The organism is Hymenobacter sp. IS2118 (assembly GCF_000715495.1).
Taxonomy (GTDB): Bacteria; Bacteroidota; Bacteroidia; order Cytophagales; family Hymenobacteraceae; genus Hymenobacter.
The window spans coordinates 24,470-51,014 of the sequence record NZ_JNLX01000175.1 but is presented as its reverse complement, the minus strand read 5'-3'; the positions used below and the strand labels follow the sequence as shown (position 1 = coordinate 51,014).

The 26,545-nt window shown below is 61.5% G+C and carries 22 protein-coding genes; 17 read left to right on the top strand and 5 right to left on the bottom strand.

Going from position 1 to position 26,545, the window contains the following annotated elements; genetic code table 11:
* Positions 1–169: 169 nt before the first annotated feature.
* Together GM79_RS25105 and GM79_RS18435 are read left to right on the top strand one after the other, a co-directional pair.
* Entirely contained in the window at positions 170–373 is a 204-nt protein-coding gene (locus GM79_RS25105) for a hypothetical protein (protein ID WP_152559931.1), read from the top strand.
* On the top strand, positions 321–764 hold the full coding sequence (locus GM79_RS18435) for an IS1 family transposase (protein WP_051718714.1): 444 nt from the start codon (positions 321–323) through the stop codon (positions 762–764). The genes GM79_RS25105 and GM79_RS18435 overlap by 53 nt, the downstream gene beginning before the upstream one ends.
* A gap of 306 nt (positions 765–1,070) precedes the next feature.
* Here GM79_RS18435 and GM79_RS18430 read toward each other — a convergent pair whose 3' ends face one another.
* Positions 1,071–2,012 (bottom strand): DUF3078 domain-containing protein, encoded by a 942-nt coding sequence (locus GM79_RS18430; RefSeq protein WP_035566933.1) that lies wholly within the window; start codon positions 2,010–2,012, stop codon positions 1,071–1,073.
* A gap of 231 nt (positions 2,013–2,243) precedes the next feature.
* Between GM79_RS18430 and GM79_RS18425 the strand changes: the two genes are divergently transcribed.
* The 4 genes from GM79_RS18425 (at position 2,244) to GM79_RS18410 (ending at position 8,356) form a co-directional block, all read left to right on the top strand.
* On the top strand, positions 2,244–2,702 hold the full coding sequence (locus tag GM79_RS18425) for a BLUF domain-containing protein (protein WP_051719057.1): 459 nt from the start codon (positions 2,244–2,246) through the stop codon (positions 2,700–2,702).
* A gap of 78 nt (positions 2,703–2,780) precedes the next feature.
* Positions 2,781–5,843: a PD-(D/E)XK nuclease family protein gene (locus tag GM79_RS18420; protein WP_051719056.1), complete on the top strand. Its 3,063-nt coding sequence runs from the start codon at positions 2,781–2,783 to the stop codon at positions 5,841–5,843.
* Between the two features lie 141 nt (positions 5,844–5,984).
* Entirely contained in the window at positions 5,985–6,437 is a 453-nt protein-coding gene (locus GM79_RS18415) for a nucleoside deaminase (protein WP_035566932.1), read from the top strand.
* A gap of 131 nt (positions 6,438–6,568) precedes the next feature.
* Positions 6,569–8,356: a chloride channel protein gene (locus GM79_RS18410; protein ID WP_035566930.1), complete on the top strand. Its 1,788-nt coding sequence runs from the start codon at positions 6,569–6,571 to the stop codon at positions 8,354–8,356.
* A 245-nt stretch (positions 8,357–8,601) separates the two neighbouring features.
* Here GM79_RS18410 and GM79_RS18405 read toward each other — a convergent pair whose 3' ends face one another.
* Positions 8,602–9,792, bottom strand: coding sequence for a cation:proton antiporter (locus tag GM79_RS18405; protein WP_035566929.1), 1,191 nt, complete (start codon positions 9,790–9,792; stop codon positions 8,602–8,604).
* 85 nt (positions 9,793–9,877) lie between these two features.
* Between GM79_RS18405 and GM79_RS18400 the strand changes: the two genes are divergently transcribed.
* Positions 9,878–11,131: an NAD(P)/FAD-dependent oxidoreductase gene (locus GM79_RS18400; RefSeq protein ID WP_035566928.1), complete on the top strand. Its 1,254-nt coding sequence runs from the start codon at positions 9,878–9,880 to the stop codon at positions 11,129–11,131.
* A gap of 245 nt (positions 11,132–11,376) precedes the next feature.
* On the opposite strand, the gene GM79_RS18395 is transcribed toward GM79_RS18400, so the two are convergent.
* Positions 11,377–11,640 (bottom strand): hypothetical protein, encoded by a 264-nt coding sequence (locus GM79_RS18395; protein ID WP_152560076.1) that lies wholly within the window; start codon positions 11,638–11,640, stop codon positions 11,377–11,379.
* 197 nt (positions 11,641–11,837) lie between these two features.
* Here GM79_RS18395 and GM79_RS23330 point away from each other — a divergent pair, with 197 nt between their 5' ends.
* The 7 genes from GM79_RS23330 to GM79_RS18360 all read left to right on the top strand — a co-directional run bounded on the left by GM79_RS23330 (position 11,838) and on the right by GM79_RS18360 (position 18,088).
* Positions 11,838–13,286, top strand: a complete 1,449-nt coding sequence (locus GM79_RS23330; RefSeq protein WP_051719055.1) for a DNA integrity scanning protein DisA nucleotide-binding domain protein — start codon at positions 11,838–11,840, stop codon at positions 13,284–13,286.
* Between the two features lie 56 nt (positions 13,287–13,342).
* Positions 13,343–13,801, top strand: a complete 459-nt coding sequence (locus GM79_RS18385) for a hypothetical protein (protein ID WP_035566926.1) — start codon at positions 13,343–13,345, stop codon at positions 13,799–13,801.
* A 3-nt stretch (positions 13,802–13,804) separates the two neighbouring features.
* The gene (locus GM79_RS18380; protein ID WP_035566925.1) at positions 13,805–14,488 is read left to right on the top strand and encodes an SCO family protein; all 684 of its coding nucleotides are present in this window, start codon (positions 13,805–13,807) and stop codon (positions 14,486–14,488) included.
* A 39-nt stretch (positions 14,489–14,527) separates the two neighbouring features.
* Entirely contained in the window at positions 14,528–14,890 is a 363-nt protein-coding gene (locus GM79_RS18375; protein ID WP_235184106.1) for a c-type cytochrome, read from the top strand.
* A 180-nt stretch (positions 14,891–15,070) separates the two neighbouring features.
* A complete protein-coding gene (locus tag GM79_RS18370) occupies positions 15,071–16,009 on the top strand; it encodes an enhanced serine sensitivity protein SseB C-terminal domain-containing protein (protein ID WP_035566923.1) in 939 nt (312 codons plus the stop codon).
* Positions 16,010–16,257: 248 nt separating this feature from the next.
* Positions 16,258–17,616 carry a M20/M25/M40 family metallo-hydrolase gene (locus GM79_RS18365; RefSeq protein WP_081867867.1) on the top strand — a complete coding sequence of 453 codons (1,359 nt, stop codon included), beginning with the start codon at positions 16,258–16,260 and terminating at the stop codon, positions 17,614–17,616.
* Positions 17,617–17,698: 82 nt separating this feature from the next.
* Positions 17,699–18,088, top strand: coding sequence for a hypothetical protein (locus GM79_RS18360; protein ID WP_035566920.1), 390 nt, complete (start codon positions 17,699–17,701; stop codon positions 18,086–18,088).
* Between the two features lie 100 nt (positions 18,089–18,188).
* Here the strand turns inward: GM79_RS18360 and GM79_RS18355 are convergent, their stop codons facing one another.
* Complete coding sequence (locus GM79_RS18355; protein WP_035566917.1) at positions 18,189–19,049, bottom strand: DUF2911 domain-containing protein; 861 nt, start codon at positions 19,047–19,049, stop codon at positions 18,189–18,191.
* A gap of 123 nt (positions 19,050–19,172) precedes the next feature.
* Between GM79_RS18355 and GM79_RS18350 the strand changes: the two genes are divergently transcribed.
* The 3 genes from GM79_RS18350 to GM79_RS18340 all read left to right on the top strand — a co-directional run bounded on the left by GM79_RS18350 (position 19,173) and on the right by GM79_RS18340 (position 23,802).
* Positions 19,173–20,672 carry an SDR family oxidoreductase gene (locus tag GM79_RS18350; protein WP_035566915.1) on the top strand — a complete coding sequence of 500 codons (1,500 nt, stop codon included), beginning with the start codon at positions 19,173–19,175 and terminating at the stop codon, positions 20,670–20,672.
* 185 nt (positions 20,673–20,857) lie between these two features.
* Positions 20,858–22,714, top strand: coding sequence for a prolipoprotein diacylglyceryl transferase family protein (locus GM79_RS18345; RefSeq protein WP_035566912.1), 1,857 nt, complete (start codon positions 20,858–20,860; stop codon positions 22,712–22,714).
* 419 nt (positions 22,715–23,133) lie between these two features.
* A complete protein-coding gene (locus GM79_RS18340) occupies positions 23,134–23,802 on the top strand; it encodes a hypothetical protein (RefSeq protein ID WP_152560075.1) in 669 nt (222 codons plus the stop codon).
* 151 nt (positions 23,803–23,953) lie between these two features.
* Here the strand turns inward: GM79_RS18340 and GM79_RS18335 are convergent, their stop codons facing one another.
* Positions 23,954–26,497 (bottom strand): type IA DNA topoisomerase, encoded by a 2,544-nt coding sequence (locus GM79_RS18335; RefSeq protein ID WP_035566908.1) that lies wholly within the window; start codon positions 26,495–26,497, stop codon positions 23,954–23,956.
* Between the last annotated feature and the right edge of the window lie 48 nt (positions 26,498–26,545).

Sequence of the window (26,545 nt, the reverse complement as noted above, 5' to 3'; positions counted from 1 at the left end):
GGCGGTGGTCTAATCTAAGGTGAAATGATTAATTTTAGGGATGGTTTTTACGCAACATTTCTGCGCTGCTTGCGGCAGTGAACATATTCGCCGTAACGGCAGCGCTGGGGGCCATGCCAAATACCAGTGCAAAGGCTGCGGGCATCAAGCCCGTTTTACCCCCGCCGCCGTGGCCAAAGCGCTGCAGTATGCGCAGGTGGACGAGTTGCTGGGCGAGCGCAACTCGCAGCGCAGCATTGCCCGCGTGACGGGTATCTCGCGGGTGACGATTGCCAGCCGGATAAAAAAAAGCGCAAGCGGCTTCGCCGGCGCTCCCGCGCTTGCGCCCCAAAAAGGACCAGAAAAAGGAGTGGGAAGCGCTGGAGCTGGATGAAATGTGGACCTTCGTGGGCCGCAAGAAGCGCAAAGTCTGGCTGTGGTTGGCCGTCGAACGGGCCAGCCGGCGCATCGTGGCCTGGGTGCTGGGCCGACGGGACGCGGCCACGGCCCGGCGCTTGTGGTTGGCTCTGCCTCCGCGCTACCACCGCCATTGCTGGTATTTTACCGACCTGTGGGAGGCCTACGTGGAGGTGTTGCCCCGCTGGCACCATCGCCGCTGCCCCAAGGGCAGCGGCGGAACAAGTATTGTCGAAGCCATCAACTGTTCGCTACGCCAGCGCTGTGGGGTGCTCGTGCGAAAATCTTGTTCCTTCAGCAAGTCGCTGAGTATGCACACCGCCCGGATTAAAATTGTAATTGACCGGTACAATACCACCTTGAATTAGACCACCGCCAAAATGAGTTCTTCGACGAGGTTGTAAAAGACCAAGCGAATGAAAACTTGAGAGCCAATTTCACTCTGTCATTCACCCCTAATGACATTGAATACATAATTGTCAAGAATAAACGAGAAATACCGCTGATTATTAATGACATAATGTCTATCAAGCATGCTTACAATGAAGACACAAAAAGGTTGTTAATTTCAAAAATCATTTCTTGCGAAAATATCGGCAACGATTTTTAGCACAAATTCTCATAAAAACCTTTCCCGGCTCCAGCGCTTCTTTTGTTACTCAAGCTTCCCCATCTTACTTCTTCTCGTCCACGAAGTTTTGGAAGGCGTAGGCGATGCCGATGTTGAGGCCCTGGGAGTATTGGAGGCCGGCGTCCTGGTCGAAGTCGTAAAGGGCTATACCGTTGATGGCCACGTTGATGTATTTGCCCACTTTGGCGGTAAGGCCGAGGTCGAGGCGGTGGTCGGTTTCTTTGCCGTTGAGGTTGCGGTAATTGGCAAACAGCACGTAACGGGCCTTAAGGGCCACGGTAGGACTCAGGGGCTTGTCGTACTCGGCCAGGATTTGGGCGGCCAGGATTTCCCAACGGGCGCTGCGGCCGGGGTTCACGCCATAGGGCGTGTCGCCGAGCACGGCCACGAACCGCTCGGCCCGGTTTACCACCGTGAGGCGGGGCGCGAAGGGCGCCAGGCGCACCCGAAACGTGGGATTGGGGTGGTACTCGAAGCCGTAAGCGGCGGTGATGAAAGCCGGCGCGAAGAAGCTGGACACCTGCCGGGCGCGCTCGTTGCCGAGGGCATCCTTGTCGTACTGGAAGCCGCCGGCAAACTGCGTGAGCAAATTCAGCGACAAAAACATGTTCCAGTCGGAGCTGATGTCGCGGCCGTATTTGGTGTCGAGGTACAGTCGGTCCTGGCCCTTGCGGTAGCCCAGGCCGCGGGTTTCGGAAAAGGCAAACAGGAAATCCGATTCGTTATCGAAGCTGTGCACGCCCAGCTTACGGTTGGCTTTCAGGTTGGCCAGGGCGTTGAAGCCGATGGTATTGACGCCGCCGCCGCGCCAGTTGCTGCTCAGCAACGACTCGTTGAGGCCGAGGGCGGTTTTGCCGGACTTGCGCCAGAGCGGTGGCGGCGGCGTGGCGGCCACGCGGGCAGTATCGGCAGAGGGCGTGGTTTGAGCGTGGGCGTTGGGAGCCAGCAGCCCGGCTGCCAGCACCCAGAGAAGCGGTAATCGCATGGGCAAAGGGATGAAGTGGAGCAGCAAAGAAATAGTTGGAGGAGCAAAGGAAACAAAAAGCCGCCGGGCCGCGCCTGCCGGTGGGCACCATTTTGTGCGCGGTAGAAACCTCGCTTTTGATGTGTAAATTTTGTATCTTGCCTGAGCCGAGAGTTTCCGCCCAGGAAAAGCCCCAAAAAGGCGCGATTTCTGGCTTGGCATCGGCTTTTGTCCACTTACTAGGAGTGCGCTATGGCCCTGCACCACCTCATTTATCAAAGCCAGGCGATGGTGCCCTTTGAGCAGCCGGAGTTGGCTGCCCTGCTCCAGCGGAGCCGGAATTTCAACCGCATCCATCACATCACGGGCTTGCTGCTGTATACTCCCGACGGCCGCTTCATGCAGGTGCTCGAAGGCGAGCAAGCCGTAGTCCGGAACCTGTATTTCAACCGCATCGTGGCCGACCCGCGACACTACAACTGCCGGGTGATTGCCAACGGTCCCGGCCTGCAACGCTGCTTTACCGATTGGACCATGGACTTCCGTAGTGCCACCGCTCTGGACCTGCGCCACCTGCTGGGCAACGTACCGCCGGATATTCCCGGCCTGCAGGTGCCCCGCCCCCGCACCTGCCCCGAGCTGCTGGAATTGCTGCTCGAATTTGTGGCCAGTGGCGCCCCCGAACCCTGGCTGGAAGCCTTACCGAGCTAGCGCCCGGCGGGACCGTACCGCCGGGCAAGGGGCCGGGACCGCGCGGTCCTGTTTGGCCTTCCCGGTATCTTTACCGCAATGCCTGCCCAGCCCACCTCCTACCCCGCTCCCGACGCCGTCGCGCCGTCCGTGGCTTCTGTTTCTTTCCTGGCCGCTACGGCCCGCGCGCTGCTGGACCGCTACGGCTCCGGCCCGCTCGATGAGTTGTCCGATTTGGTGGTGGTAGTGCCCACGCGCCGGGCCGTGGTGTATTTGAAAAACGAGCTGGCCTTGGCCTTGCCGGTGGGTGCGCCGCTGTGGGCGCCCCGCGTGGCCGCGATGGAAGACTACATGGTGGAGCTGGCCGGCGTACAGGTAGAGGAGCCCATCGCGCTGCAGCTGCTGCTGTTCGACATCCTCAAAAATATCGATACCAGTCTGGATTTCGACCGGTTCGTGGGCTGGGCCGGGCTGCTGCTGACGGACTTCTCGAACCTCGACCAGAACCTGGCGCCCACCCGCAAAGTGTTCGAATACCTGAGCCAGGCCAAGGCGCTGGAGCGCTGGGACCTGGCGGCCCTGCCCGCCAACAGCAAAGCCGCCGCCCACTCCTTCAGCTTCTGGGACCAGCTCGAAAAAGTGTACCGCGAATTGAAGCGGCGCATGCTGGCCACGCACCTCGCCTACCCCGGCCTGGCCTACCGCATGGCCGTCGAGAAGCTCGAAAAGCGCCTCCAGGACCCCGCCGAAGCCGAAGTAGCGCGCCATATTTTCGTGGGGCTGGGCAATTTATCGAAAGCTGAGGAGCAGCTGATTCGCTTGCTGATGGCCAGCGGGCGGGCCGAAGTGCGCTTCGACGGCGACCCATTTTACCTGGAAGAGGGCTCGCCCAACCGGGCGGGCCAGCACCTGCGCCGCTACCTCACAAACTGGAATCTGCCGCTGGAAAGCTTCGGCGGCGGCACCGAATGGCTGCGCGGCCAGCCCCGCCATGTACGCTACCTGGGCGTGGCCAACCCCAGCATGCAGGGCAAGCTGGCCGGCCAGCTTTTGGCCGAAGCCCGCCGCCAGTACCCCGATGCCACCGTGGCCGTGGTGCTACCCGACGAAACCCTGCTCCTGCCCGTGCTCCACGGCCTGCCACCCGACGAGGTGCCCGACTACAACGTGACGATGGGCCTGAGCTTCCAGGCCACGCCGCTGTTTAACCTGGTCGATTTGCTGTTTGAAGTACACCTCACCGGCATCCGGGAGGGCGGCGCCGAAACGGACTTCGGCGTGCCGCGCTATCACCACCTGGCCGTGACCAAGCTGCTGAGCCACCCCTTTTTGCGCCGCTACCAGCAGTGGCAGGACCGCCAGGCCGACCAGCCCCAGTATCACGGCGTGCTCGACCAGGTGTGCCGCGAAATCGTGCGCCTCAACGCCGTGCTGCTGCCCGCCGCCGAGCTGCTGAAGCTGGGCGCCCACCATCCGCTCATTGCGGCCCTGTTCAAAACCTGGAACAACTGCGACGACATTATTGCGGCCTGCCACGCCCTCATCGACCTACTCAAGCAAGTGTATGCCGATAAACAGTCGGGCATCGAAGCGGAATATTTGTACCTGTTCTACACGCTGATAAAGCAGCTCGATTCGGCCTTCGACTGCCGCGAGCAGCGCCTGTCGGTGCGCTCGTTCCGGCGCTTTCTTTATGAGCAGATGGGCCGCACGCGCCTACCGTTTTCGGGTGAGCCCCTGGCCGACGTTCAGGTGATGGGCCTGCTTGAAACCCGGGCCCTGGATTTCGACCACGTCATCATCCTCAGCTGCAACGAGGGCGTACTGCCGACACCCAAAAAGGCGCAGTCGCTGTTTCCGTACGACGTGCTGCAGGAATTTAAGCTGCCTACTTATGCCGATGCCGAAGCCATCACGGCCTACAATTTCTGGCGGCTGCTGCAACGCGCCCAACGGGTGGATTTGGTGCACGTGCTGCCCGGCGCCGACGGCATGAAGAGCGGCGAGCGCAGCCGTTTCCTGCTCCAGCTACAAAACGACCTGCTGCCCCAGAACCCGCACATGGTGCTGGAAGATTTAACAGTTTCGGTTCCGTCAACTGAGGTAAGAGTGGAGAGTGAAGGGTTAATAACTGAGCATGTGGCAGCCGTTGATTTAACGCTTCACGCTTCACGCTTAACTCCTAACGCCTCTTACACCGGCGACTTTGTGCTGGAAAAGGATGAGGAAATGCTCGCTGCCCTGCGCGGCGTGCTGGAACGCAACATCTCGCCCTCGCGCCTGAATGATTTTCTGGCTTGCTCGCTGCGGTTTTACTTTTCCAAGGTGGCCCGCTTTCAGGAGAATGAGGCGGTGGAAGAAACCCTGGAAGCGGGCAGCTTCGGCACGATGGTACACGCGGCGCTCGAAAACCTGATGCTGCCCTTCGAGCAGGACGCGCGGCCTATCACCGCCGCCGACATTCCCGAATTGCTGAAACAAGTGCCGGAGAAAGTGCGCAAGGCCCTGCGCCAGGAAGAAACCGAGAAGCACGCCCGCCCCGACGAGGGCCTGAACCACGTGTACGGGCAGGTGGCCGGGCGCCTCATTTCGCGCTACCTCGAAGGCCTGGAGCAGAGCGAAGGCTTGCCCCTGCGCCTCTTTAGCCTCGAAAAAGACCTGGCCGCCACCGTATTTGTGGACGTGCCCGGCGCGGGCCCGCTGGCCGTGCGCCTCTTCGGCAAAGCCGACCGCGTGGACCAGCTGCCCGACGGCCGCCTGCGCGTGGTAGACTACAAAACCGGGCTCGTGGAAGCCAACGACCTGAACCTGACCAACCGCGGCAAGCTTACCCCAGCCGAGGCCACCGAGCGCCTGCTGCACGAAGCCACCTCCAGCGCCGACAAAGTGCGCCAGCTCTGGCTCTACCGCCTCATGCTGGCGAGCACCGAAAAGCGCGAAACCGAAAACACGGCCATCGTCTCCATGCGCAACCTCGATAAAGGCCTGCTCTCGGCAGACTTGGGCTTCCTAACCCCCAACGGGGAAGATTTTGTCCGGGTTTCCGAGGACTTAGTGCGTAAAATTGTGCTGCGAATCCTGGACCCAGCGGAGCCCATCCGCAAAACCGACGATTTTAAGAAGTGCGAGTATTGCCCCTACCGAGGCATTTGCGCCCGCTAATTAGCCTTCCCCTTCTGTCATCCTGAGCTTGCGAAGGCCCTTATCAGGTTTGAACAGTTTGCAGTATTTGTAAACGGCGCAAGCGTGATGAGGGCCTTCACAAGCTCAGGATGACAAACGAATATTTTAGAAAATCCACCCATGACTGACCACAACATCAAAGACGAATTCATGCAAGCTGCCATCGACGAAGCCCGACTGGGCCGCTCGCAGGGCGGCATTCCCATTGGCTCGGTACTCGTGCGCGATGGCAAAATAGTGGGCCAGGGCCACAACAAGCGCGTGCAGGAAGACTCCGCCATCAAGCACGGCGAGATGGACTGCCTCACCAACGCCGGCCGGCAGCGCACCTACCGCGACACCGTCATTTACACCACGCTCATGCCTTGCTACATGTGCGCCGGCACCATCGTGCAGTTCAAAATTCCGAAGGTAATGGTGGGCGAGTCGCGCACGTTTGGCGAGTCGCGGGCTTTTTTGGAAAGCCACGGCGTGGAAGTAGTAGACCTGGACTTGCAGGAATGCGTGGATATGATGGACGAATTTATTGCCGCCGAGCCCACGCTCTGGAACGAGGACATCATGGAACTGTAATTAAAAAGAAGGCCCGCCGACAATTTAGGCGTGGTTTTTGGCGGGCCCACCGAGCTATTGTTTTGCTAAGCCGCAATCTGCCCGCCTTCTTTTTGCGTTGCTGCTTCTGCGTTAACCCTTTGTTATAGCTCATGCCCCACCACGCCGTTCACCGCTTGTTGCGTCCGCTGCTGCTATGGCGGGCCCGCCACGTCAGCGAGCGGATGTACATGCTGCTGCTGAGCATTTTGGTGGGCGTGGGTGCGGGCCTGGCGGCGGTGCTGCTGAAAACGGCCATTAGCGCGCAGCAGGAAATGCTGCAAGTGGCCATCTCGGAGCCGCAGCGGGTGTTCGCCCTGTCCATTTACCCCATCATCGGCATCACGCTCACGGTACTGGTTACCAAATACTTGCTGGGTGGGCAGCTGGGCCGGGGCATCGGGCCCATCATCTACAGCACGGCCCGCGAAAACAGCGTGGTGCCGCGGTCCAAGCTGTATTCGCAGATGATTACGGCTTTTCTTACGGTGAGCTTCGGCGGCTCGGCCGGTACCGAGGCCCCCATTTCCGTGACCGGGGCCGCGCTGGGCTCCAACATCGGCCGGGTGCTGCACGTGGACCGGCGGCGGCGGCGCCTGCTCACCGGCTGCGGCGCGGCGGCGGGCGTGGCGGCCATCTTCAACTCCCCCATCGCGGGGGTGCTGTTTGCGGTCGAAACCATTCTGTTGGGGTTACCAGCGCAGTATTTTATCCCCCTCCTGATTTCCTCGGCCACGGCCACGGTGGTTTCCAAAGCCCTCTACGCCGGTCAGCCCTTCGTGCTCATCACCACCAGCTGGCCCGTCGATGCCGTGCCGTTCTATATTCTGCTGGGCTTGTTCACCGCCTTTTTCTCGGTCTACATGATTCGGACCTACCATTGGTTCGAGCAGTTTTTTGGCCAATGGCCGGGCCTGAACTGGCGGAAGGTGCTGCTCGGAGGCACCTCGCTGGGCGTGCTCATCTTCCTGTTTCCCACCCTCTACGGCGAGGGCTACAACACGGTGGAGCTACTACTTGAGGGCCACGCCGAACGCCTCACCGACGGCAGTATTTTCTCGGTTTATCAGGATAATAACCCCTGGCTGCTGCTGGTGCTGGTGCTGTTCAGCCTGATGCTGAAGGTGGTGGCCACCAGCATCACGGTGGGGGCCGGGGGCAACGGGGGCATGTTCGGCTCGTCGCTGTTTGCGGGCGCGTTGGCGGGCTTTTTCTTTGCCCGGCTCATCAACCTGAGCGGCCTGATTTATATTCCGGAGGTTCACTTTGTGGTGCTGGGCATGGCCGGCACGCTGGCCGGCGTCATTCACGCGCCGCTCACGGCCATCTTCCTCATTGCCGAAATCACGGGCGGGTACGCCCTGTTCGTGCCGCTGATGGTAGTAAGCAGCTCTTCCTACCTCATCACCAAGTACTTCGAGCCCTATTCCGTGTACACCCGCAAGCTCACGGCCCGGGGCGTGGACGTGTACGCCAACCGCGACCAGGGTCTGCTGTCGCAGCTCGACCCACGCAAGTTGCTGGAAACCGATTTCATCGCCGTGCGCCCCAACACCACGTTGGGCGAGCTGGTGGACATTTTCCGCCACACCTCGCGCAACCTGTTTCCGGTAGTGGCGGCTGGCGGCCGGCTCCTGGGCATCGTCAGCCTGGATTCGGTGCGCGACGCCCTTTTCGATGATGCCCACTACACCACCACCCAGGTGCGGGAGCTGATGCAGCCCGCCCGTGCCGTGGTAGGCCCTACCGACGACCTCCAGCACACCCTAACGCTCTTCGACCGCCACGACGCCTGGGCCCTGCCTGTGTGCGAAGAGGACGGCCGCTACCTCGGCTTCATCCTGAAATCAGCCATTCTCGCCCGCTACCGCCGCCAGCTCATCCAGGAAAGCGAAGCTTAATTGGCAGTGAACAGTTATTTTTTGACTGCCAGCTGTTCACTACCAGCTGTTCACTACCAACTCATAACTTACGCAGCCAGCCGCTGGCGCGCGTCTCCGACGCGTGGCCTCCTGGCCTGGCGTTTCCAAACGCCGCCGTTCGCCCCGGCTGGTCTCGTTGGGCCGGCGCGTCAGAGACGCGAAACCAAGGGGCAACGCGTCGGAGACGCACGCCAGCAACTGAGTACCCGCAATGGTTACTTGCTTTAGACCTCAAGCATATCCGGGGTTCGGTGCGCGAGCATCAGCCCTATCATCATCAACAGCCCGGTGAAGAGAATCACGACGAAAAGGATGTTTTCGCTAACCTCACCGATGAGCATGTTTTGGGGAATGCTGTAGAAGAGCAGGACTGAAATCAGGCCTTTGGGTGCGATGAAAAGCTCGGGAATGAGGTCGGTTTTGGCCACGTACTTGAGGTACAAAAACCGAATAAAGGTGAGGACCGCCACGATGAGGACGCCCTGAAAAAGCAGCGACCAGCTCACCAGGTTGGAAAGCGTGATGGAAAAGCCGAACAGCAAGAAGAAGAATGTGCGGATGAGAAACGCCGATTCGGCGGTGATGCTTTTGAGCTGCTGGAGTTCGGCGGCCAGTTTTTCGGGCCGGAACCAGCGTTGCATGCGCGCGCCCCGAGCCAGCAAATCAGCGTTATTCACCACCAGACCAAACACCAGCACCAGCACCAGGGAAGACAAATGCAGCTTTTTGGCCAGGCTGTAAATGAGCACCAGGAAGGCAAACAAGAGGAAGAACTTGACGTGGGCACGCAACCGGCCCAGCAGGAAAACCAGCAGCGCGGTACTGAGCACGGCCACCACTATCACGGCAATCACATCGCGCCCGAAGGTGACTACCGACAGCCCCTGCGCAAAGTTGTCCTGCAGGGCAAAATTGAACAGCATGATGCCGATGATATCGGAAAACGTGCTTTCGTAAACGATAAACTCCTGTTTCTCACCGCCCAGCCCGGCCACGCTCGGAATGGCCACCGCGCTGCTCACCACGGCCAGCGGCACGGCATTGACGATGCAGCTCTGCCAGCCCACGTGTAGGTACGCATGCAGCAGCGCCGCAATGGCGCCCACCTGCACCAGCATAATGACCAGCGCCGCCAGAAATGAACGCTGAATAAGCGGAAACTTTTCCGGTGTCAGGCGCAGGTCCAGAGAACCTTCCAACACAATGAAAATCAGGCCGACAATGCCGAAAAGCTGCAGCACAACAGAGGGCACCACAATGGGCATTTCCCAGTAGGAGCTGGCCTGGCCGAGGGCAATGCCGGCCAAAAGCAGCAGCAGCACCGAGGGAACTTTGGTAGCCCGCGCCGTGAGGTCAAATAAGTACGACAAGAGCACGGCGAGGCTCAGGCCAATTAGTATCGTGTAAGGTCCCATGGGCCAAAACTAACGGCAAAGCCGCGCTTTAGTTGGTTTGCTTGCCAGCAGGGGGCCGTACTTTGCAGCTTTCCCCCTTCTGGCTGTGGCTGAAATTCCCCGCGATAACGCGTCTTTTGTAGCAGTGGTGGGCGGCGGACCGGCCGGCCTGCTAGCCGCCCAGCGCCTGGCCGAAGCGGGCTGCCGGGTGCGGGTGTACGAAGCCCAGGCCACGGTGGGGCGCAAGTTTCTGGTGGCCGGGCACGGCGGATTCAACCTGAGCAACGCCGAAGAGCTGAGCCGCTTTGCCAGCCGCTACGGCCCCGAAGAACCCCGGTTCCGGGACTTGCTGCACCACTTTTCGCCGGCCGAGCTGCAGGCCTGGGCCACGGGCCTGGGCATAGAAACCTTTGTGGGCACCAGCGGCCGCATTTTTCCGGTGGCCGCCCACAAACCGGCCGAGCTGCTGCGCGCCTGGGTGGCCCGGCTGAATGATTTGGGGGTTGAAATCCTGACCCGCCACCGCTGGCTGGGGTTTGCGGGCGCCTCAGGCCTGCGCGTGCGCGACGAGCGCGGCGGCCCGGAAGCAGCCCGCGAGCTGGTGCTGCAACCCGCCGCTACCATTCTGGCCCTGGGTGGTGCCAGCTGGGCCAAAACCGGCTCCGACGGCGCGTGGGCGCCCTTATTGGAGCAGTTGGGCGTGGCCGTTACCCCGTTTGCGCCGTCCAACTGCGGCGCCGAAGTGGCATGGTCCGCCTTCTTTAAGGAGAAAGCGGGCCGGGCGCCGCTCAAAAACATTGCCCTGCGCGTGAACAACGACCCGGCCCTGCGCGGCGAAATCATGCTGACCGAGTACGGCCTGGAAGGCACGCCCGTGTACGCCAGCACGCCCCAGCTCCGGGCCACCCTGGCCACTGGCGGCCCAGCCATCCTGCACCTGAACCTGAAACCCGACCTCACACCCGACGCCCTGCTAACCAAGCTACGGCAGCGCCGGCCGGGCACCTCCCTGCCCGATTTCCTCCGCAAAACCCTGCACCTGGGCCCGCCGGTGCCCACCCTGCTACGCGAAGTGCAACCCAACGCGGCCACGCTGAACCCGGAAGCGCTGGCCGCGCTGCTGCTAGCCGTTCCAATTGCCGTAGCGGGCCTGCGCCCCTTAGACGAGGCCATTTCCACGGCCGGCGGCGTCGCCTTCGCGGCCCTAGACGAGCACCTGATGCTGCGGCAGCGGCCGGGTACTTTCGTGGCGGGCGAAATGCTGGATTGGGAAGCGCCCACGGGCGGCTATCTGCTGCAGGGCTGCTTCAGCACCGGAGCATGGGTGGCCAAAGGCGTGCTGGCTTGGCGTGGTTATTAACTCACTAAATTCACGCAGTCAGAAACGCTGGCGCGCGTCTCTGACGCGTTGCCCACTGGTTTCGCGTCTCTGACACGCCGGACCAACGAGACCAGACGGTGCGAACGACGGCGTTTGAAAACGCCAAGATGGAAGTCACGCGTCAGAAACGAGCGCCAGCGCCTGATTGAGTTAGCCCTGTTGACGAGAATTTAGTTTCGACCAGAGACTAACAACTGCCAACTAACAACCAGTCACTAAAAACGCTATTTCCCGGCCCGGATGCGGGCAGCGGCTTGTTCGGCTTCGCGCAAAATTTGTTTGGCTTCGCTCAAAAGGCGGCGGGCGGGGGTCAGCTCGTCGCGGGCAATGAGGGCGAAAAGCAGGAAGAACGACACCAGGGGCAACACCCACCCCAGCACAAACCAGAGCCAGAACGAACGGCCACGGCTGTGGGCGCAGTAGCCAGTCAGAATCGGAATAAAGGAGATGGCCACCACCATCACAAAAAGCATGTCGACGAAAAGCATAGGCTTGCGTGCTTGGCGGTGGTGAGGGCTAGACCAGTAGCCGGGGTCCGGACAGGTCGAAGTTACAACTTTGTGGGGAGTAGAAGAAGCACCACGCAAGGAAATTTGTTTAAGCCTTACCACTATGCCGCGCTTTTTTCCGTAGTTCGGGGCGAAGTCGCACCTGCAACAGGGTTCGGCCGTCCTCTAACTTGCCCATGTGGGAACACCAAAGTCTGTTTCGCGTCTCTGCTCAGCTCTTCGCTGAAGGTATTTTTAATTTGCTGGACCGTAACCTCCGGCCCGAGGTTTTTTTGGTCGGCTTTGCCTCATCCAAAGAGCCCGACGAACCCGGCGCCGTAATTGTCGAGCCAACGACGCTGCGCTACACGCCCCTCGATTTCAGCGGCGTGAAGAACATGGCCGCGTCTCTGGAAACGAATACCGGCCCGCAGGGAATCGTGTACCACCTGCACCCCAACGACCACGACCGCGCTGCCAAACACCACTGGTACGAGCTGGTGTGCCGGGCCACCGAATCGACGCTGCAGGACCTGGCCACTACGCGTCAGGAAAACCGGCGCTCCTTTTGTGCCGTGCCCGTGAGCCTGCAGGGCTATCTCGTAACAGTAGTGCTGCAACTCTCGGCCGATTGCTACGACGGCTACTACACCCTGCCAAAATCGACTACCGGCCGGCCGGCCAACCTGCCCCACGCGGCTATTATCGAGTTTTTGCACGACTGCAACCGCGCCCTGCGCGAGGCCGACACGGTGGACAACGACCAACCCGTGCTCGACCGCGACTACAACGAGCTGCTGCGCTCGGCGGGCCGCCGCCTGATGCTGCGCGTGGCCCCGGCCGGCACCCACGGCCTCTACGATGCCTGCAACGGCGTGGCCGCCCTGCGCCACGAAGGCGACGAGGGCGTGGGCACCATGCTGGTGAGCCGGCGCCTGCACCAGGCCATTGTGCCGGTGCTTACCCTGGAAACGCCCGTGCCCATGCGCGACCACCGCAGCATTCGCAAGCTGCTGGAGCTGAGCGAAGGACACACAGCCCTGATTTCGGATGCCTCGCACGTATTCGGGTTGGGCCAGCTGGTGCCCGAGTCCGATGGCCAGTACGAGCCGCTGGTCACGGTGCACTTCACCAACCACTACAGCTGGGAAATGAGCCACGCCGGCCACGTGCTGATGCGCGTGGTGAGCAACACCCCGCGCCTGCCGCAGGGCCAGGTAGCGGCCGATAACTTTACGCGCACTGCCCGCATCGTTTTCCCCAACCTCTCCCTCGATAGCATCGGCTACCTCTGGGATTTGGCGCAGAAAGCCACCACCCAGCCCACCGGCACCATCCTGGTTATCAGCACCGGCGCGGCGAGGGAAGCCCAGCGCCTCACCCGACAGTGCTTCCGAGTGGTGCCGCGCATTATGACGCCTTCCGTGCTACGCCTCGTCACCAACATCGACGGGGCCGTACTTGTGGAACCCAACGGCATGTGCCATGCCATCGGGGCCATTCTCGACGGTTTGGCCACCGACAAAGGCGACTCCTCGCGCGGCGCCCGATATAATTCGGCCCTCCGCTACGTGAACAGCAGCAAATACCCCGCGCTGGCCGTGGTGGTGAGCGAAGACGGCTGGATTGATTTGTTGCCCTCTTGAGTAGGAGATGAAGGTTTGCGGGTCTGGATGTAAGGGGATGAGCGTACCTTTGCGGCGTGAATTACCTTCTAAAAACCGCACTGCGTACCATATTGGTGGCATTTGTTCCGGCCCTGGCCGCCTGCCCCTCTCCCACAACTCAGCGCCAACCTGACCCGGCCCAGGCGGCTGAAAAAGCCGTAATGGCCCGTCACGATTCGCTGATGGCGAAAATGGACCACCTGTATTCGCTGAAAGGCAAAATAACGGCGGCCAAAGCCCCGGCCGCCGGACCCTATCTGCATGGCCTGGCCGCCGCCGATGCCGCCATGATGGACTGGATGCACCAGTACCGCGCCCCCGATACTACCGCCGGGCCCGCTGCCCGCCTGGCCTACTTCCAGCAGCAGCAGCAGGTGCTGGCCGGCGTAAGTAAGCAATTTCGTGCAACGATAGACTCGGCTACGCTGTTTATTGGTCAACTGCCAGCAGCCGCGCCCGTTCCGGCGCCTGCCGCGCCCGCACTTACCAAATAAGTTATGCTGAAACGCCTTTTTCTGCTGCCTTTCCTGGCAGCATCGCTTCTCACGGCCTGCACCGACCCCGCTGCCCGCCTGCCCATTCTGGGCGAGCGCGACGTGCGCCCCCGCGCTGATGGCGGCCCCGCCGACACGGTTTTTGCCACCGTGCCTGCTTTCAAGCTCACCAATCAATCTGGTGAAATCATTACCAACCAGACGTTTGCAGGCCAGGCTTACATCGCCGATTTCTTCTTTGCCACCTGTCCCGGCATCTGCCCCAAAATGCAGGGCGAGTTGCTCAAGGTGTACGCCAAGTACGGCCAGGACCCGCAACTGGCGTTTCTTTCGCACACCATCGACCCCGCTCACGATACTGTGGCGGTGCTGCGCGACTACGCCGACCGGCTGGGCATGGGCAAGGCCAAAAACTGGCATTTCGCCACCACCGGCGCCAAGGGCGAGGCCAGCGCCAAGGACTCGGTGTTTCTGCTGGCCAAGGCTTATTACACGGCGGCCGAGCCCGACAAGCAGGCGCCCGGCGGGTTTGCCCACAACGGCACTTTCGCGCTCGTGGACGACCAGGGCCACATTCGGGGCCTCTACGACAGCCTCAACCCCCAGGAAGTGGACCGGCTGATGACCGAGCTACCCATCCTGCTGGCCGAAATTAAGGCCCGCCAACCGGCGGTGGCCCGCCAGTAGATGCGCATAGCGTTTCGACTTCTATTGGCGGGGGCGGGAATGGCCGTTACGTTGCCGGGCTGTTTCAGCAGCAATAAAAACCAGGGCGAGCGGCTGTACGTGGACCACTGTTCGAGCTGCCACGGCGGGGAGGGCCAGGGCCTCGCGCGCCTGATTCCGCCCCTGGCCGGGGCCGATTACCTGGCCCTGCACCGCGCCGAGCTGCCCTGTCTGCTACGCCACGGGCAAAAAGGGCCCATCGTGGTCAACGGCGTCACCTACAACTACGTGATGCCTGGCGAGAAGGGAATGAGCCCCGCACAGCTCACCAACCTGCTGAACTACATTGAGAACAGCTGGGGCAACAAGTCCAAGCCGCGCACCATCCGGGAAGTGGAGGAGCAGCTGCAGAACTGCCGCTAAGGCCCTGCCAACCGCAGCGGCGGCGGGTGCCACGCCCCAGTAGCGAGTTGCGGAAAAAACCAGCAGTCCGGCCGCTACCAGATAACGAATATTTTGGCTTGCCAAAGCCTGATTACCCTCTTTCCAACCTTTTTTCTGCCGTAGATTGCACCCTGATTCATTCGTATTCCTAATCACATTATGGGCCTGCTCGACTTCCTGAAAAACAAACCTGCCGACACCACGCCAGATAATCCTACGCCGGCCACTTCCACGCCTGCGCCCAACTCCACGGCGCAGCCCGCCGGCGGCCCCCGCTACCAGGGCTCCAAGTTTGTGGCGCCGCCCGAGCCGGTTGCGCCGGTGCCTACCTTCCAGATGCCGGAGCCCGAGCCCTTCCCCTTCGAGCCCGAAAACGTGCTGGAGCAGCTACTGCTGCTGGCCGCTACCGATGAAAATGCTCGTCCTGCCTTCTACCAGGCCTTGCTGCAAGAGGAAGTGCTGATGATTCTGGCGCCGATGGAAGGCATGAACGAGGGCGAAGTGGTGCTGGCCGAAGGCCAGGAAATCCAGCTGCAAATTCTGTCCGATGGCAAGCTGCCCATCTTCTCCTCGGTGCCCCGCCTCACCGATGGCGGCATGGACAACGGGCCCGTGAGCTACGTGCGCCTGCCCGGCCACGCGTTTTTCAACATGGTGCAGGGCCAGGACTGCGTGCTGAATCCGTTCTCGCCCGCGGGCAAGCTGCTGCCCAAAGACGAGTTGGCCGCCCTGCTGGCCGGGCAGCTCACCGGACCGCTCTCGCCGGGGGGCGGCGATGCCCAGGTACTGCTCAGCCAGCCCGCCGACTACCCTACCGCCGTGGCCGACGCCATTACGGAATGGGCGGCCTCCCAGCCCCACATCGCGGCGGCCTACCTGGCCCAAATGCAGCTGGCCGACAACCCCGATGTACCGCGCCTGCTGCTGGCCTTCGAGAGCAATAGCCCCGACCCTAGCTTTATGCAGGAGCTCGGCCCGGTGTTGCAGGACAAAAGCAACGCCTACCAGTTTGTTGATTTGATGCTGCTGGATGTAAATTCTGAGGAAGGCGTGAATCCGTATTTCCGGACTATCGAGCCGTTCTATAAGGCTGGGTAAGACCGTTAGCTCCAACAGCTTTTCTAAGAAACTGCCTGGGCAAATACGAACGTCATGCTTTATCTGGCGTCCGCTTCTTGAAGCATCTCTATCGCGCAAGTAATTCACTTACTATTGCGTGTAAAGATGCTTCGACAAGCCGACGCCAGGTAAAGCATGACGTTCTTTTGTTTAACGCTCAGCACAGGATTTTGGCACTGCAGGCCCGTGGCTTGGCACCAACTGGCATTGCGCGCTACCTTTCAGGGATGAAACTTGCTGCACTCCTGCTCCTGGCGCCTTTTGCCGCCCTTGCCCAAAACAAACCCGGCCCCTTGCTCCCGCCCGCCGACCCGCGCATTCAAAAACTGGTCGAGCAGATTTCGGCTAAAAACCTGGAAGCGGATATTCGCAAGCTGGTTTCCTTTGGCACCCGCCACACCCTGAGCGAGACGGACAACCCCACGCGCGGAATCGGCGCGGCCCGCAACTACGTGCGCGACGAGTTCCTGAAGTACAGCAAGGCCGGGGGCGGCCGCATGACCGTAGAGATGGACACCTTCACCATCAAGCCCGACGGCCGCCGTATCAACAAGCCCGTGCTGATGGCCAACGTGCTGGCCACCCTGCCCGGCACCGACCCCAACGACACGCGTATCATCCTGGTGAGCGGCCACATCGACTCCCGGGTTTCGGACGTGATGAACGCCACCGCCGACGCGCCGGGTGCCAACGACGACGGCTCGGGCACGGTGCTGGTGATGGAGCTGGCCCGCGTGCTGGCCGGCGAAAAATTCCCCTGCACTCTCAAGTTTGTGGCTGTGCAAGGCGAAGAGCAGGGCCTTTATGGCTCCAGCCACCTCGCCGCCCGCGCCAAGAAGGAAGGCTGGAACCTGATTGCCATGCTCAACAACGACATCGTGGGCAACTCGCACGGCTTCGACCCGGTGATTAACAACGACAAGCAGCTGCGCGTGTTCAGTGAAGGCGTACCGGCTAACGAAACGCCCGAGCAGGCCCGCGTGCGCCGGCAGCTCAGCAACGAGAACGACGGCATCAGCCGCCAGCTGGCGCGCTACACCCAGCGCGTGGCCCAGCAGTACGGCAAAGGCCACGAAGTGGTGCTGGAGTACCGCCCTGACCGGTTCCTGCGCGGCGGCGACCACACGCCCTTCAACCAGCAGGGCTTCCCCGCCGTGCGCTTCACGGAGATGAACGAGGACTACACCCATCAGCACCAGGACCTGCGCACCGAAAAGGGCCGCGCCTACGGCGATGTGACTGAGGGTGTGGATTTTGCTTACCTGCGTCGCAACGCCGGCATCAACCTGGCCACCATGGCCAGCCTGGCCCTGGCCCCCGCCGCCCCATCCAAGGTAGAGGTCCTCACCGCCAACCTCACCAACCGCACCGAGCTGCGCTGGGAGGCGCCCACCACCGGCGCCAAGCCCGCCGGCTACGTGGTGCTGGTGCGCGAAACCAGTTCGCCCCAGTGGCAGCAGCGCATCCCCATGACCGGCACGACGGCCAACCTGGACATCAGCAAGGACAACTTCATTTTCGGCGTGGCCAGCGTGGACGCGGCCGGGCACGATAGCGTGCCGGTGCTGCCGGTAGTGGGTCGGTAGGCACTTCTTGAGAAAGTGCTGAATGGCTCACGCAACCATACCGGTAGCTCGCGGGTCATGACTGCGAACTCCTTTTTCAGTCATGCGCTACTTACTCATTTCCGCGTTTCTCCTTTTGCTGCTGGCAGCTGGCTGCAAGAAATCAGCTCCCGCTCCTACCTTGGATGGCACTTATACGGGCACCTTCCAGCGGGAGCCCGGCGGGCCGGTGGCACAGGTGAGCCTAGTTTTTTCGGCTGGCGAATGGAGCGGTACCAGCCAAATAACCAAATATCCGGCCCTGTGCTCAGGTACTTACACGGTGACCAGTAACGAGCAAATAACGTTTACGAATGGCTGCCCTTGGACAACGGATTTTGACGGGACGCTCATCCTGAGCGGTGAATACGAGTTTAGCGCCAAGAACAATTTGGTGATAATTTCAAAGCAAAGGAACGGCGAAAGAGACATTTACCGCCTGACCAAGCAGTAACAAGCCGGTTCCCAACGCGACTTTGGGATAGCCGTCAAGCAAGCAAAAAAGGCTCCGCTCAAATAAGAGCGGAGCCTTTTCTACTTACTTGCTAAAAATCCTACTTCTTTCCGCCAGCAGCGGCCAGTACCGCTTGGTTCAAGCGCGTGTATTCGGCTTTCACCACGGCGTTCTTTTGGTCACTCAGTAGCTCCAGCGACTTGTTGGCGGCGGCGATGGCGTCTTTATTGTTGCCCTGCTTTTGCAGCAGCTTGCCGCGCCAGTAGTAGCCGTCGCAGCGGGCCGGATTGGCGGCGATGTACTCGCTGAGCCAGCCCAGGGCGGGCGTCAGGTCCTTGCCGGCGTTGTAGTAATACTGCACGGCCATCATGTAGGGCTTCTTCTCGCCTTTCATGGCCTCCTGAATCTGGGCCATCACAATTCGGTCGGGGTCGGCGGTGATGGGCAGCGCCACTTGGGTGCGGTCCCAGCTCACCACGAGGTCGGCGGAGGCGGGGCGGATGTTTTCCACGGTCAGCGACATGGTTTCCTGAGGAGCGGCCAGCTTGGTGGGCTTCGCCTTCACCCGCAGCACGTCGAGGTCCGGTTTGTAGGCGTAGGTGCCCCACTGCGCGGTGTCGCGGTTCAGGATGAAGGTCCACTCTTTGGCATCGGGGATGGCCAACAGGGCGTAGGCCCCGGCGGGCACGGCCTGGTCACCAATTTTGACTTCCTCGCCGAAGCGCACTTTGGTCACGGTGTTGGCGCCGGTGCGCCACACGGTGCCGTTGGGCACGAGCTTACCGAAGGCCTCCCGCCCTCGCAGGGAGGGCCGCGAATACGTAAGGTCGATGAAGGAGGTGGAGAAATCCTGGCGGATGTGCGTGGCCGGGCTCAGCGGCGGCACCGTGAGCTTGGTTTGGGCCTGAGCGGCAGAAGCCAGCAGCAAGCCAGTGGCGAGCAGTGCAAACGTGTGTTTCATAGGTGCAAAGATGCTGAGGATGCAGCGATTGCCGAGCCCGCATTGGGGGAGTCCGAAACAAGACCATGCTTCAGACGTTCAGATAGAACGGCTACCTGCTCGCGCCGTTAACTTCTTCGCCGCATGAAAATTCTCCTCACCGGCGCAACCGGTTACATCGGACAGCGCCTGCTGCCGCTGCTGGCCGCCGACCACGACGTGGTGTGCCTCGTGCGCGACCCGCGCCGCTTCTCCCTGCCCGACTCGGTACCCGAAGCGCTGCGGGCCCGCGTGCAAGTGGCCAAAGGTGACCTGTTGCGGCCCGCCACCCTCAAACACCTGCCCACCGACATCGACGCCGCCTACTACTTGGTGCACTCCATGAGCGGGCACGGCGAAAACTTCTTCACCCTGGAGCAGCAGTCGGCGCACAACTTCACCCAGTACCTCAACACGACCGCCGCGCGGCAAGTCATCTACCTCTCCGGCATTGCCAATGACCAAGGCCTGAGCGTCCACCTGCGCTCACGCCGGGCCGTGGAAAACGTGCTGGACCAAGCCACTAGTGCCCAGCTCACGGTGCTGCGCGCCAGCATCATCATCGGCTCGGGCTCGGCCTCATTTGAGATTATCCGGGACCTAGTCGAGAAGCTGCCAGTGATGGTCACGCCGAAGTGGTTGAACTCACGTTGCCAACCCATTGGCATCCGCGACATCATGTTTTACTTGATGTCGGTTTTGGATAACGCCGACTGCCTGGGCCAGGCCTTCGACGTGGGCGGGCCCGACGTGCTGACCTACCGTCAGATGCTGCTGGGCCTGGCCGCCGAGCGGGGCTACAAGCGGTGGATTGTGACCGTGCCCGTGCTCACCCCGCGCCTCTCGTCGTGGTGGCTGTACCTAGTCACGAGCACCACGTTTTCGCTGGCCCAGAGCCTGGTCGAGAGCCTCAAAAACGACACCGTGTGCGACCCGGCCAAGAGCATCAGCGGTGTGATTCCGCACGAGTGCATGGGCTACCGCGCCGCGCTGGCGCTGGCCTTCACCCGCATCGAGCAGAACGAAGTAGTGAGCAGCTGGAGCGACGCCCTGAGTTCCGGCACCATGCGCCAAAACTACATGGACGCCATCCAGATTCCCAAGAACGGCATGTTCTTCGACCGGCAGCTCATGCCCTTCCAGCGGCCAGCGGCGGAGGTACTCGACAACATCTGGCGCATCGGCGGCGACCGGGGCTGGTACAAAACCGACTGGCTCTGGCGCCTGCGCGGGCTCATGGACAAGGCCGTGGGCGGGGTGGGGCTGCGCCGCGGCCGCCGCTCCCCTTCGCGCCTTCGCGCCGGCGACCCACTGGATTTCTGGCGCGTGCTGGTGGCCGATAAAGCCAGCCAGCGCCTGCTGCTCTACGCCGAGATGAAGCTACCCGGCGAGGCCTGGCTGCAGTTCCGCATCGTGGACCAGCCCGGTGGCGGGCACGCAGTAGAGCAGCTCGCCGCCTACCGTCCCCGCGGCCTGGCCGGGCGGCTGTACTGGTACGCCGTGCTCCCGTTTCACGGCATCATCTTCAAGGGCATGGTGAAAAACCTGATTCAATACGAAGCTATGACTGAGGCGGAAGGCCGGGAATCCGGCTTGGCCCATTAAAGCAAGATTTGTAGGCCCAAGCTGTAATGTCTAATTATTTCTAGGCAAACCATAATGAACCAGTTTATTAGAAGCAACATGCAGCTTTTTTAAAGTCGGGCAGAGCTAAAAGCAGTTTTGTAGCGTGGTGGTTTAAGCGTCTAGATTTGGGCACTCCTTTCTCACCGTAGCTCAATGCCTCGCCAATGACCATTCCCCACGCTCACGGCTACGATTTTTACACGCCCTTTTACCTGCTCGCCACCCTCACCAACGTGGTGCTGCTGCTGTGGGAAGGCTGGCGGCGCGGCTTCCCGCTGCGGCCGTGGCTGGCGCTGGTAGCAGCCAGCAGCCTTGCGCTTATTCTTGGAGCCAAGCTAATTACGCACCCTATTGGCGAGTGGGCTACGCTCCTCTTCACCGACGCCCCGGCTGATACGGCCCGCTCCATCTTGGGTGGGAGCCTGGCTGCGGTGCTTACCGCCGTAGCCCTACGGCGCTGGCTGGGCCTGAGCCGGGCGGTGCTCGACGCACTGGCCCTGCCGCTGTGCGGGGCGCTGGTGGTGCAGTGCCTGGGCTGCGTGCTTACCGGGTGCTGTTTCGGGGAGCCTACTACTGGCTTTTGGGGTCTTACCTATGCGGCCGGTACGCTGCCGTGGGCCACGCAGGTACAGGCGGGGCTACTGCCGGCCACTGCGGCGCACAGCCTGCCGGTAGCCCCCACGCAGCTGCTGGCGCTGCTGTTGTGCGCGGCGGTGGGCGGGGTGCTGTTGGCGGTGCGGCGGCGGCGCTGGCCGGTGGGCTCGTGGCTGCTGCTGCAAACGGGCCTGTTGCTGCTGGGCCGCGTGGCGCTGAGCTTTTGGCGCGACCCGGCGGGCGAGCCCGTAGCGGGCAGCGTGCATCCGGTGCTGGGCGGGCAGTGGTCGGAGCTGCAATTGCTGCTGTTGCCGCTGGCGCTACTGGCGCTGGGTGTGTGGGCCTGGCGCGTGTACGGACCGGACGCGCTGGCCGCATTGGCACCGACCCCAGCTGGGTCCGTGGCGAGCCCGACGCGCACGGTAATTGTGGCAGTGACCATACTCGGCCTATCGGGCTTACTGGGCCAGCAGGCCCTCACGTTGCCCGAGGTACTGGTGGTGCGGGCGCTGCTGCTCGTGGTGTTAGTGGCTGAGAGCGGGGCTTTTCTGGCTACGATTCGCGTGCAGGGTCTACGCCTGGCGGGACTGCCGTTGAGCCTGGCCGTAGCCGGCCTGGTGCTGCTGACCACGGCTCAGGCACCGGCCCCCGGCAAGCTGGCACCGCCCACAGAACAGGAACGCACCACCGTGCTAACCGGAGGCGTGCTAAGCAACTACCACGAGGCCGAAGGCTACATTAGTGAGAGCAGCGGCTGCAGCGGCCAGCAGCGCCTGGCGCTGCAGCAGCAGGTGCGGGCGGCGGGCGGCGAAGTGGCTATTGAAACGAGGCAACCTTCGGGTAGGGTACGCATCTGGGGCGGCGGGGTGTGGGCCGGACAGCAGCGCATCGACATGCAGCTCCGGCCCGACCCCGATGGCAACAGCAACACGGTTATTACCGACCGCGACACCACTTTGCGCAAGACGCTGGTCGATGTGCATGTTTATCGGGAGTTTCAACGCGAGAACGATTGGCGGAGCTACCGGTTGCGCGTGGGAGTTCACATGGGACAATTGGGTTACTTCACCTATTTTGACACGGATGACACCCGAAGCAGCACGGTTGTCATGCCAGAATTGATGGTAAGGATGGGTAAACCATCGGTACTCTACGGGCAAGCGGACTTGTGCTACGGGGCCGAAAACGCGATGGGAGCCTATACCAGTCGCTTAAGCCTGGGGTCGGGCCTAGGCAGCAGCAACGGCTCGGGGCTGCAGGTGGGCTATGCGCACTCGCCGCACTCACCCACTTCCAGCCTGGGATTTGTGAGTGCCCTGCTGCTGCTGCCGGGCAAGTCCGGGGTCAGCATCGAGCCGTACTACGCCACCGACCTGGGCCGCCACAACAATTTCAGCATGCGGCTAAACTACCGGCTTAGTCGCTGATTATTCACTAGACTCGTTCCTGAATACAGGAAATCGTAAAGTTGGCGGTCATGCTGAGCGCAGTCGAAGCATCTCTATCGCTTCGTTGGGTCGATTGGATTACTGTTGCGGTAGAGATACTTCGGCTGCGCTCAGCATGACGGGTTTTTTCGTTTTTTGCTTATTCGGGAACAAGTCTACTAACTATTTTCATGAGTCATCGGCTTTCATCCATTGGGCTTGGGATATTACTCTATGGCCTTGCAATTTGCATTGCGCAGGCGCAAACTCGCGCCTCGCACACGGCCAACGCAGAAAAGCGGAGCCTCCTACTGCTTAGTGGCGGCTACACTTCGGGCCGATTTGCACACAGCACCCTCGACTACCGCCCTAAAATTGATTTACTAGGTGGTTTTGGCAAACCACGCTCCGGCCAGCCCGTGGAGCATCGATTCAATGGCGTGCTCCTCGGTGTTGCCTTTGAGCGGGAGCATCACCACGCCAGCCGTGGTCGTACCACGAGCTTGCTGGCCGGGCTCAACCTGCTAGCCGCCGCCGACCAACTCACAATTGGCGACGGGCGACGAGCCCGGCTTGCTCTGGGGTCCCTACATCCACACCTGGAATTGGGCCTGACCAACAAAACCTGGCAGTTGCGCGGCGGATTCGGCGTGTTGGTGGGCCGGGTGGGGTACTATGGCTCTTCAAGGGCGAGCTACGTGGCTACTTCCACCGTCGTGGACACCGTGACGGCAGTGCCCACGTTTCAGTACCGGTTGGGGTGGCGTAACTGGGTGCTGGTCGAAAGCGGATACGGTGCCAATGGGCTGTTGGGGTTGGCAAATCCCGCGTGGCAGGCCGGCATTGGTACTGGCTTCGGCCCGCGCAGCCCGTTTGTCGTGGTACTGGGTGTCACCGAGCCCGAATCAGCTGATTTCAAGCGCGAAGAGTCCGGTTTTGGTTACCTGCGGCTGGAAATGGCACCGGCGGCTAGCCAGTGGCGGGCTAGTGGTTTCGTCACCTTTGGCTCTGCGTCGTACGGACGGCTCGCTATCCAAGCGGCCTACCGCTTGCCGCTGCAAGCAGCGGCTCACGCTCCGCAGCCGTAGAGCTACCCAACAGTTTGTTAGATGAACCAAGAGCAGTTTCCGCCGCAACGAACAGAATTAAAAATCTAACTATCGATTTTTTAATTCTTCATTTTGAATTCCTTCGAAAACTGTACACGAACTTGGTAACCGCTCTAACAAGCTCAATAGCCTACCCAAATACCGGCACCACGCGCCCCTCCTCCACTTTAAGGGCCGCATCATACTTGTTGCCGGTTTTGGCTGAGATGAAGCCTTTGATGACGCTGGTTTCACCCCGTCGCAGCAGCTGCTTAAGCTGCGTTTCGGTGAGGGTTTTGCCGCCCCACTCGAAGGCTACCCGGAACTGACAGTCTTCGCGGAAGCGCGAGCAGCCGTAGGCGGCTTTGCCCCGGAGCATGGTGCCCAGCTTGCATACCGGGCACGGAATCTGGCCCGAGTCGGGGGTGGCACCGGGCTTGGGGTCGGCCACCAATTGCAATGTGGGCTGAAAGGCCGCATCAAAGGCAATGGCGGCGTCGAACTTCTGGCCATCAGCGCCCACAAAACCCTTCATGACGGGCGTTCGGCCCTTAGCTAGCAGGGCTTTAGCCTGTGGGTCGCTCAGCTTTTTACCGTGCAGCTCGGCCGGCAACCGGAACGTGCAGCCCTCGCGGAAGCGGGCGCAGCCAAAGGCCGTTTTGCCGCGCAGCACGTGGCCGGTTTTACAAACCGGGCAGTAGCCCAAGCCTTTGGCTGAGCTGTTAGCTGTTAGCTGCTGGCTGTTAGCTTTTCCTTGAGCGGAGCTAACAGCTAATGGCTGAGAGCTACCAGCTGAAGAAGAAGTTACCATGCGGCCGCGGCCGTCGGTTTTTACTTCCTGCACCATCTCGCGCACCAGGTCGCTGAGCTCGGCCAGAAACTGCTCCGACGACAGCTCGCCCTTCTCAATCTGGCGCAGCTTCTGCTCCCACTGCCCGGTGAGCTCCGCCGATTTTAGAGTAGGATTACGGATGAGGCCGATGAGCTCGACGCCGGTGGGCGTGGGCAGCAGGCGCTTCTTCTCGCGCCGGATGTAGTTGCGCTTAAACAGTGTTTCAATGATGGCGGCGCGGGTGCTGGGGCGGCCGATGCCGTTTTCCTTCATGGCCTGGCGCAGCTCCTCGTCGTCGATGTTGCGGCCGGCGGTTTCCATGCCGCGCAGTAGGCTGGCTTCGGTGTAGTCCTTGGGCGGCTGGGTGGTTTTGCTGTCGAGGCGTGGCACGTGGGGGCCGCTTTCGCCCTGCGCGAAGCTGGGCAGCACGGTGCTCACCACGTCTTCGGCCTCCTCGCCGCCGGGCTTTTGGTTGGGCGCGGGCGCCGGCGTGGGCGCCTGCTGCTCCTCGGGGTTGCCGTACACCACGCGCCAGCCGGGGCTAAGAATCTGCCGGCCGCGCACCCGGAACGGGCGCTCGGCGGCCTCGGCCAGCACGGTGGTGTTGCTCACCTCGCAATCGGGGTAAAAGGCCGCGATGAAACGCCGCGTGATAATGTCGTACACGCTGCTTTCCATACCACCGCCGGGGCCCGCCGCGCCGGTCGGGATAATGGCGTGGTGGTCGGTCACCTTAGCGTTGTTGAACACCTTGGGCGTCTTCGGAATCTTGGTGGCGAGCAGCGGCGCGGTCAGGCTGTCGTAGCCGATGCCGCGCAGAATTCCGGGGATTTTCGGGTACTGGTCGTCGGGCAAAAACGTGGTGTCCACCCGCGGATAGCTCACTGCCTTCTTCTCGTACAGGCCCTGCACAATCTTAAGCGTGTCCTCGGCCGAGAGGCCCAGCTGGTTGTTGCACTGCACCTGCAGCGAGGTTAGGTCGAACAAACGGGGCGGCGACTCCCGGCCTTTTTTAATTTCTACGCCCGTGATAACCAGTGGTGCAGGCCGCACCGCTTCAAGTGCTTCTTGCGCTTCCTTTTCGGTCACGAAGTAACCCAGGGCCCGCAGCCGCGACTTCTCATCGGGGGCGTCTTCGGCCTCCTTGGCTTGTTTGGGCGGGGCAATGTGGCTGAACATCGTGCCCCGGTATTCGGTGCGTAGCACCCAGTAGGGCTCGGGTCGGAAATTCTGAATTTCGTGCCAGCGGTCCACTATCAGGGCCAGCGTGGGCGTTTGCACCCGGCCGATGCTCAGCAGCTGCTTGTCTTGGTAGGTGGTGTATTTGAGGGTGAACAGGCGGGTGGCATTCAGACCCAGCAGCCAGTCGCCCACGGCCCGGCTTTTGCCGGCCTGGTACAGCTTATCGAACTCCTTACCGTCGCGCAGGTTGGCGAAGCCCTGGCGGATGGCCTCCTCGGTAAGCGACGAAATCCAGAGGCGCTTCACGGGCTTGCGGCACTTGGCTTCCATCAGCACCCACCGCTGAATCACCTCCCCTTCCTGCCCGGCATCGCCGCAGTTTATCACTTCCTCGGCCTCGTCCACCAGCTTCCGGATGGTGTGGAACTGCTTCACCACGCCCTCGTCGCGGCGCATGAGCTTGATGCCAAACGAGTCCGGAATCATGGGCAGGCTGTGCAGGCTCCAGCGCTTCCATTCGGGCTGGTAGTCGTCGGGCTCCTTAAGCTGGCAGAAGTGCCCGAACGTCCAGGTGACCTGGTAGCCGTTGCCCTCAAAGTAGCCGTCCATGCGGCGGGTGGCGCCCAGCACGTTGGCAATTTCGCGGGCCACGCTGGGCTTTTCGGCAATGCAAACCTTCACTATCGCTGATTTTCGCTGAGTAAGCTGATGCCGCTGATTTAATGCAGC

Bases quoted from the DNA above. Each gene is read 5' to 3' on its own strand.
- GM79_RS18410 (WP_035566930.1), top strand. From the start codon at position 6,569: ATGCCCCACCACGCCGTTCACCGCTTGTTGCGTCCGCTGCTGCTATGG.
- GM79_RS18355 (WP_035566917.1), bottom strand. From the start codon at position 19,049: ATGAAACACACGTTTGCACTGCTCGCCACTGGCTTGCTGCTGGCTTCT.
- GM79_RS18380 (WP_035566925.1), top strand. From the start codon at position 13,805: ATGCTGAAACGCCTTTTTCTGCTGCCTTTCCTGGCAGCATCGCTTCTC.
- GM79_RS18430 (WP_035566933.1), bottom strand. From the start codon at position 2,012: ATGCGATTACCGCTTCTCTGGGTGCTGGCAGCCGGGCTGCTGGCTCCC.
- GM79_RS18360 (WP_035566920.1), top strand. From the start codon at position 17,699: ATGCGCTACTTACTCATTTCCGCGTTTCTCCTTTTGCTGCTGGCAGCT.
- GM79_RS23330 (WP_051719055.1), top strand. From the start codon at position 11,838: ATGTGGGAACACCAAAGTCTGTTTCGCGTCTCTGCTCAGCTCTTCGCT.
- GM79_RS18405 (WP_035566929.1), bottom strand. From the start codon at position 9,792: ATGGGACCTTACACGATACTAATTGGCCTGAGCCTCGCCGTGCTCTTG.
- GM79_RS18415 (WP_035566932.1), top strand. From the start codon at position 5,985: ATGACTGACCACAACATCAAAGACGAATTCATGCAAGCTGCCATCGAC.
- GM79_RS18350 (WP_035566915.1), top strand. From the start codon at position 19,173: ATGAAAATTCTCCTCACCGGCGCAACCGGTTACATCGGACAGCGCCTG.
- GM79_RS18375 (WP_235184106.1), top strand. From the start codon at position 14,528: ATGGCCGTTACGTTGCCGGGCTGTTTCAGCAGCAATAAAAACCAGGGC.
- GM79_RS18420 (WP_051719056.1), top strand. From the start codon at position 2,781: ATGCCTGCCCAGCCCACCTCCTACCCCGCTCCCGACGCCGTCGCGCCG.
- GM79_RS18425 (WP_051719057.1), top strand. From the start codon at position 2,244: ATGGCCCTGCACCACCTCATTTATCAAAGCCAGGCGATGGTGCCCTTT.
- GM79_RS18395 (WP_152560076.1), bottom strand. From the start codon at position 11,640: ATGCTTTTCGTCGACATGCTTTTTGTGATGGTGGTGGCCATCTCCTTT.
- GM79_RS18370 (WP_035566923.1), top strand. From the start codon at position 15,071: ATGGGCCTGCTCGACTTCCTGAAAAACAAACCTGCCGACACCACGCCA.
- GM79_RS18365 (WP_081867867.1), top strand. From the start codon at position 16,258: ATGAAACTTGCTGCACTCCTGCTCCTGGCGCCTTTTGCCGCCCTTGCC.
- GM79_RS18345 (WP_035566912.1), top strand. From the start codon at position 20,858: ATGACCATTCCCCACGCTCACGGCTACGATTTTTACACGCCCTTTTAC.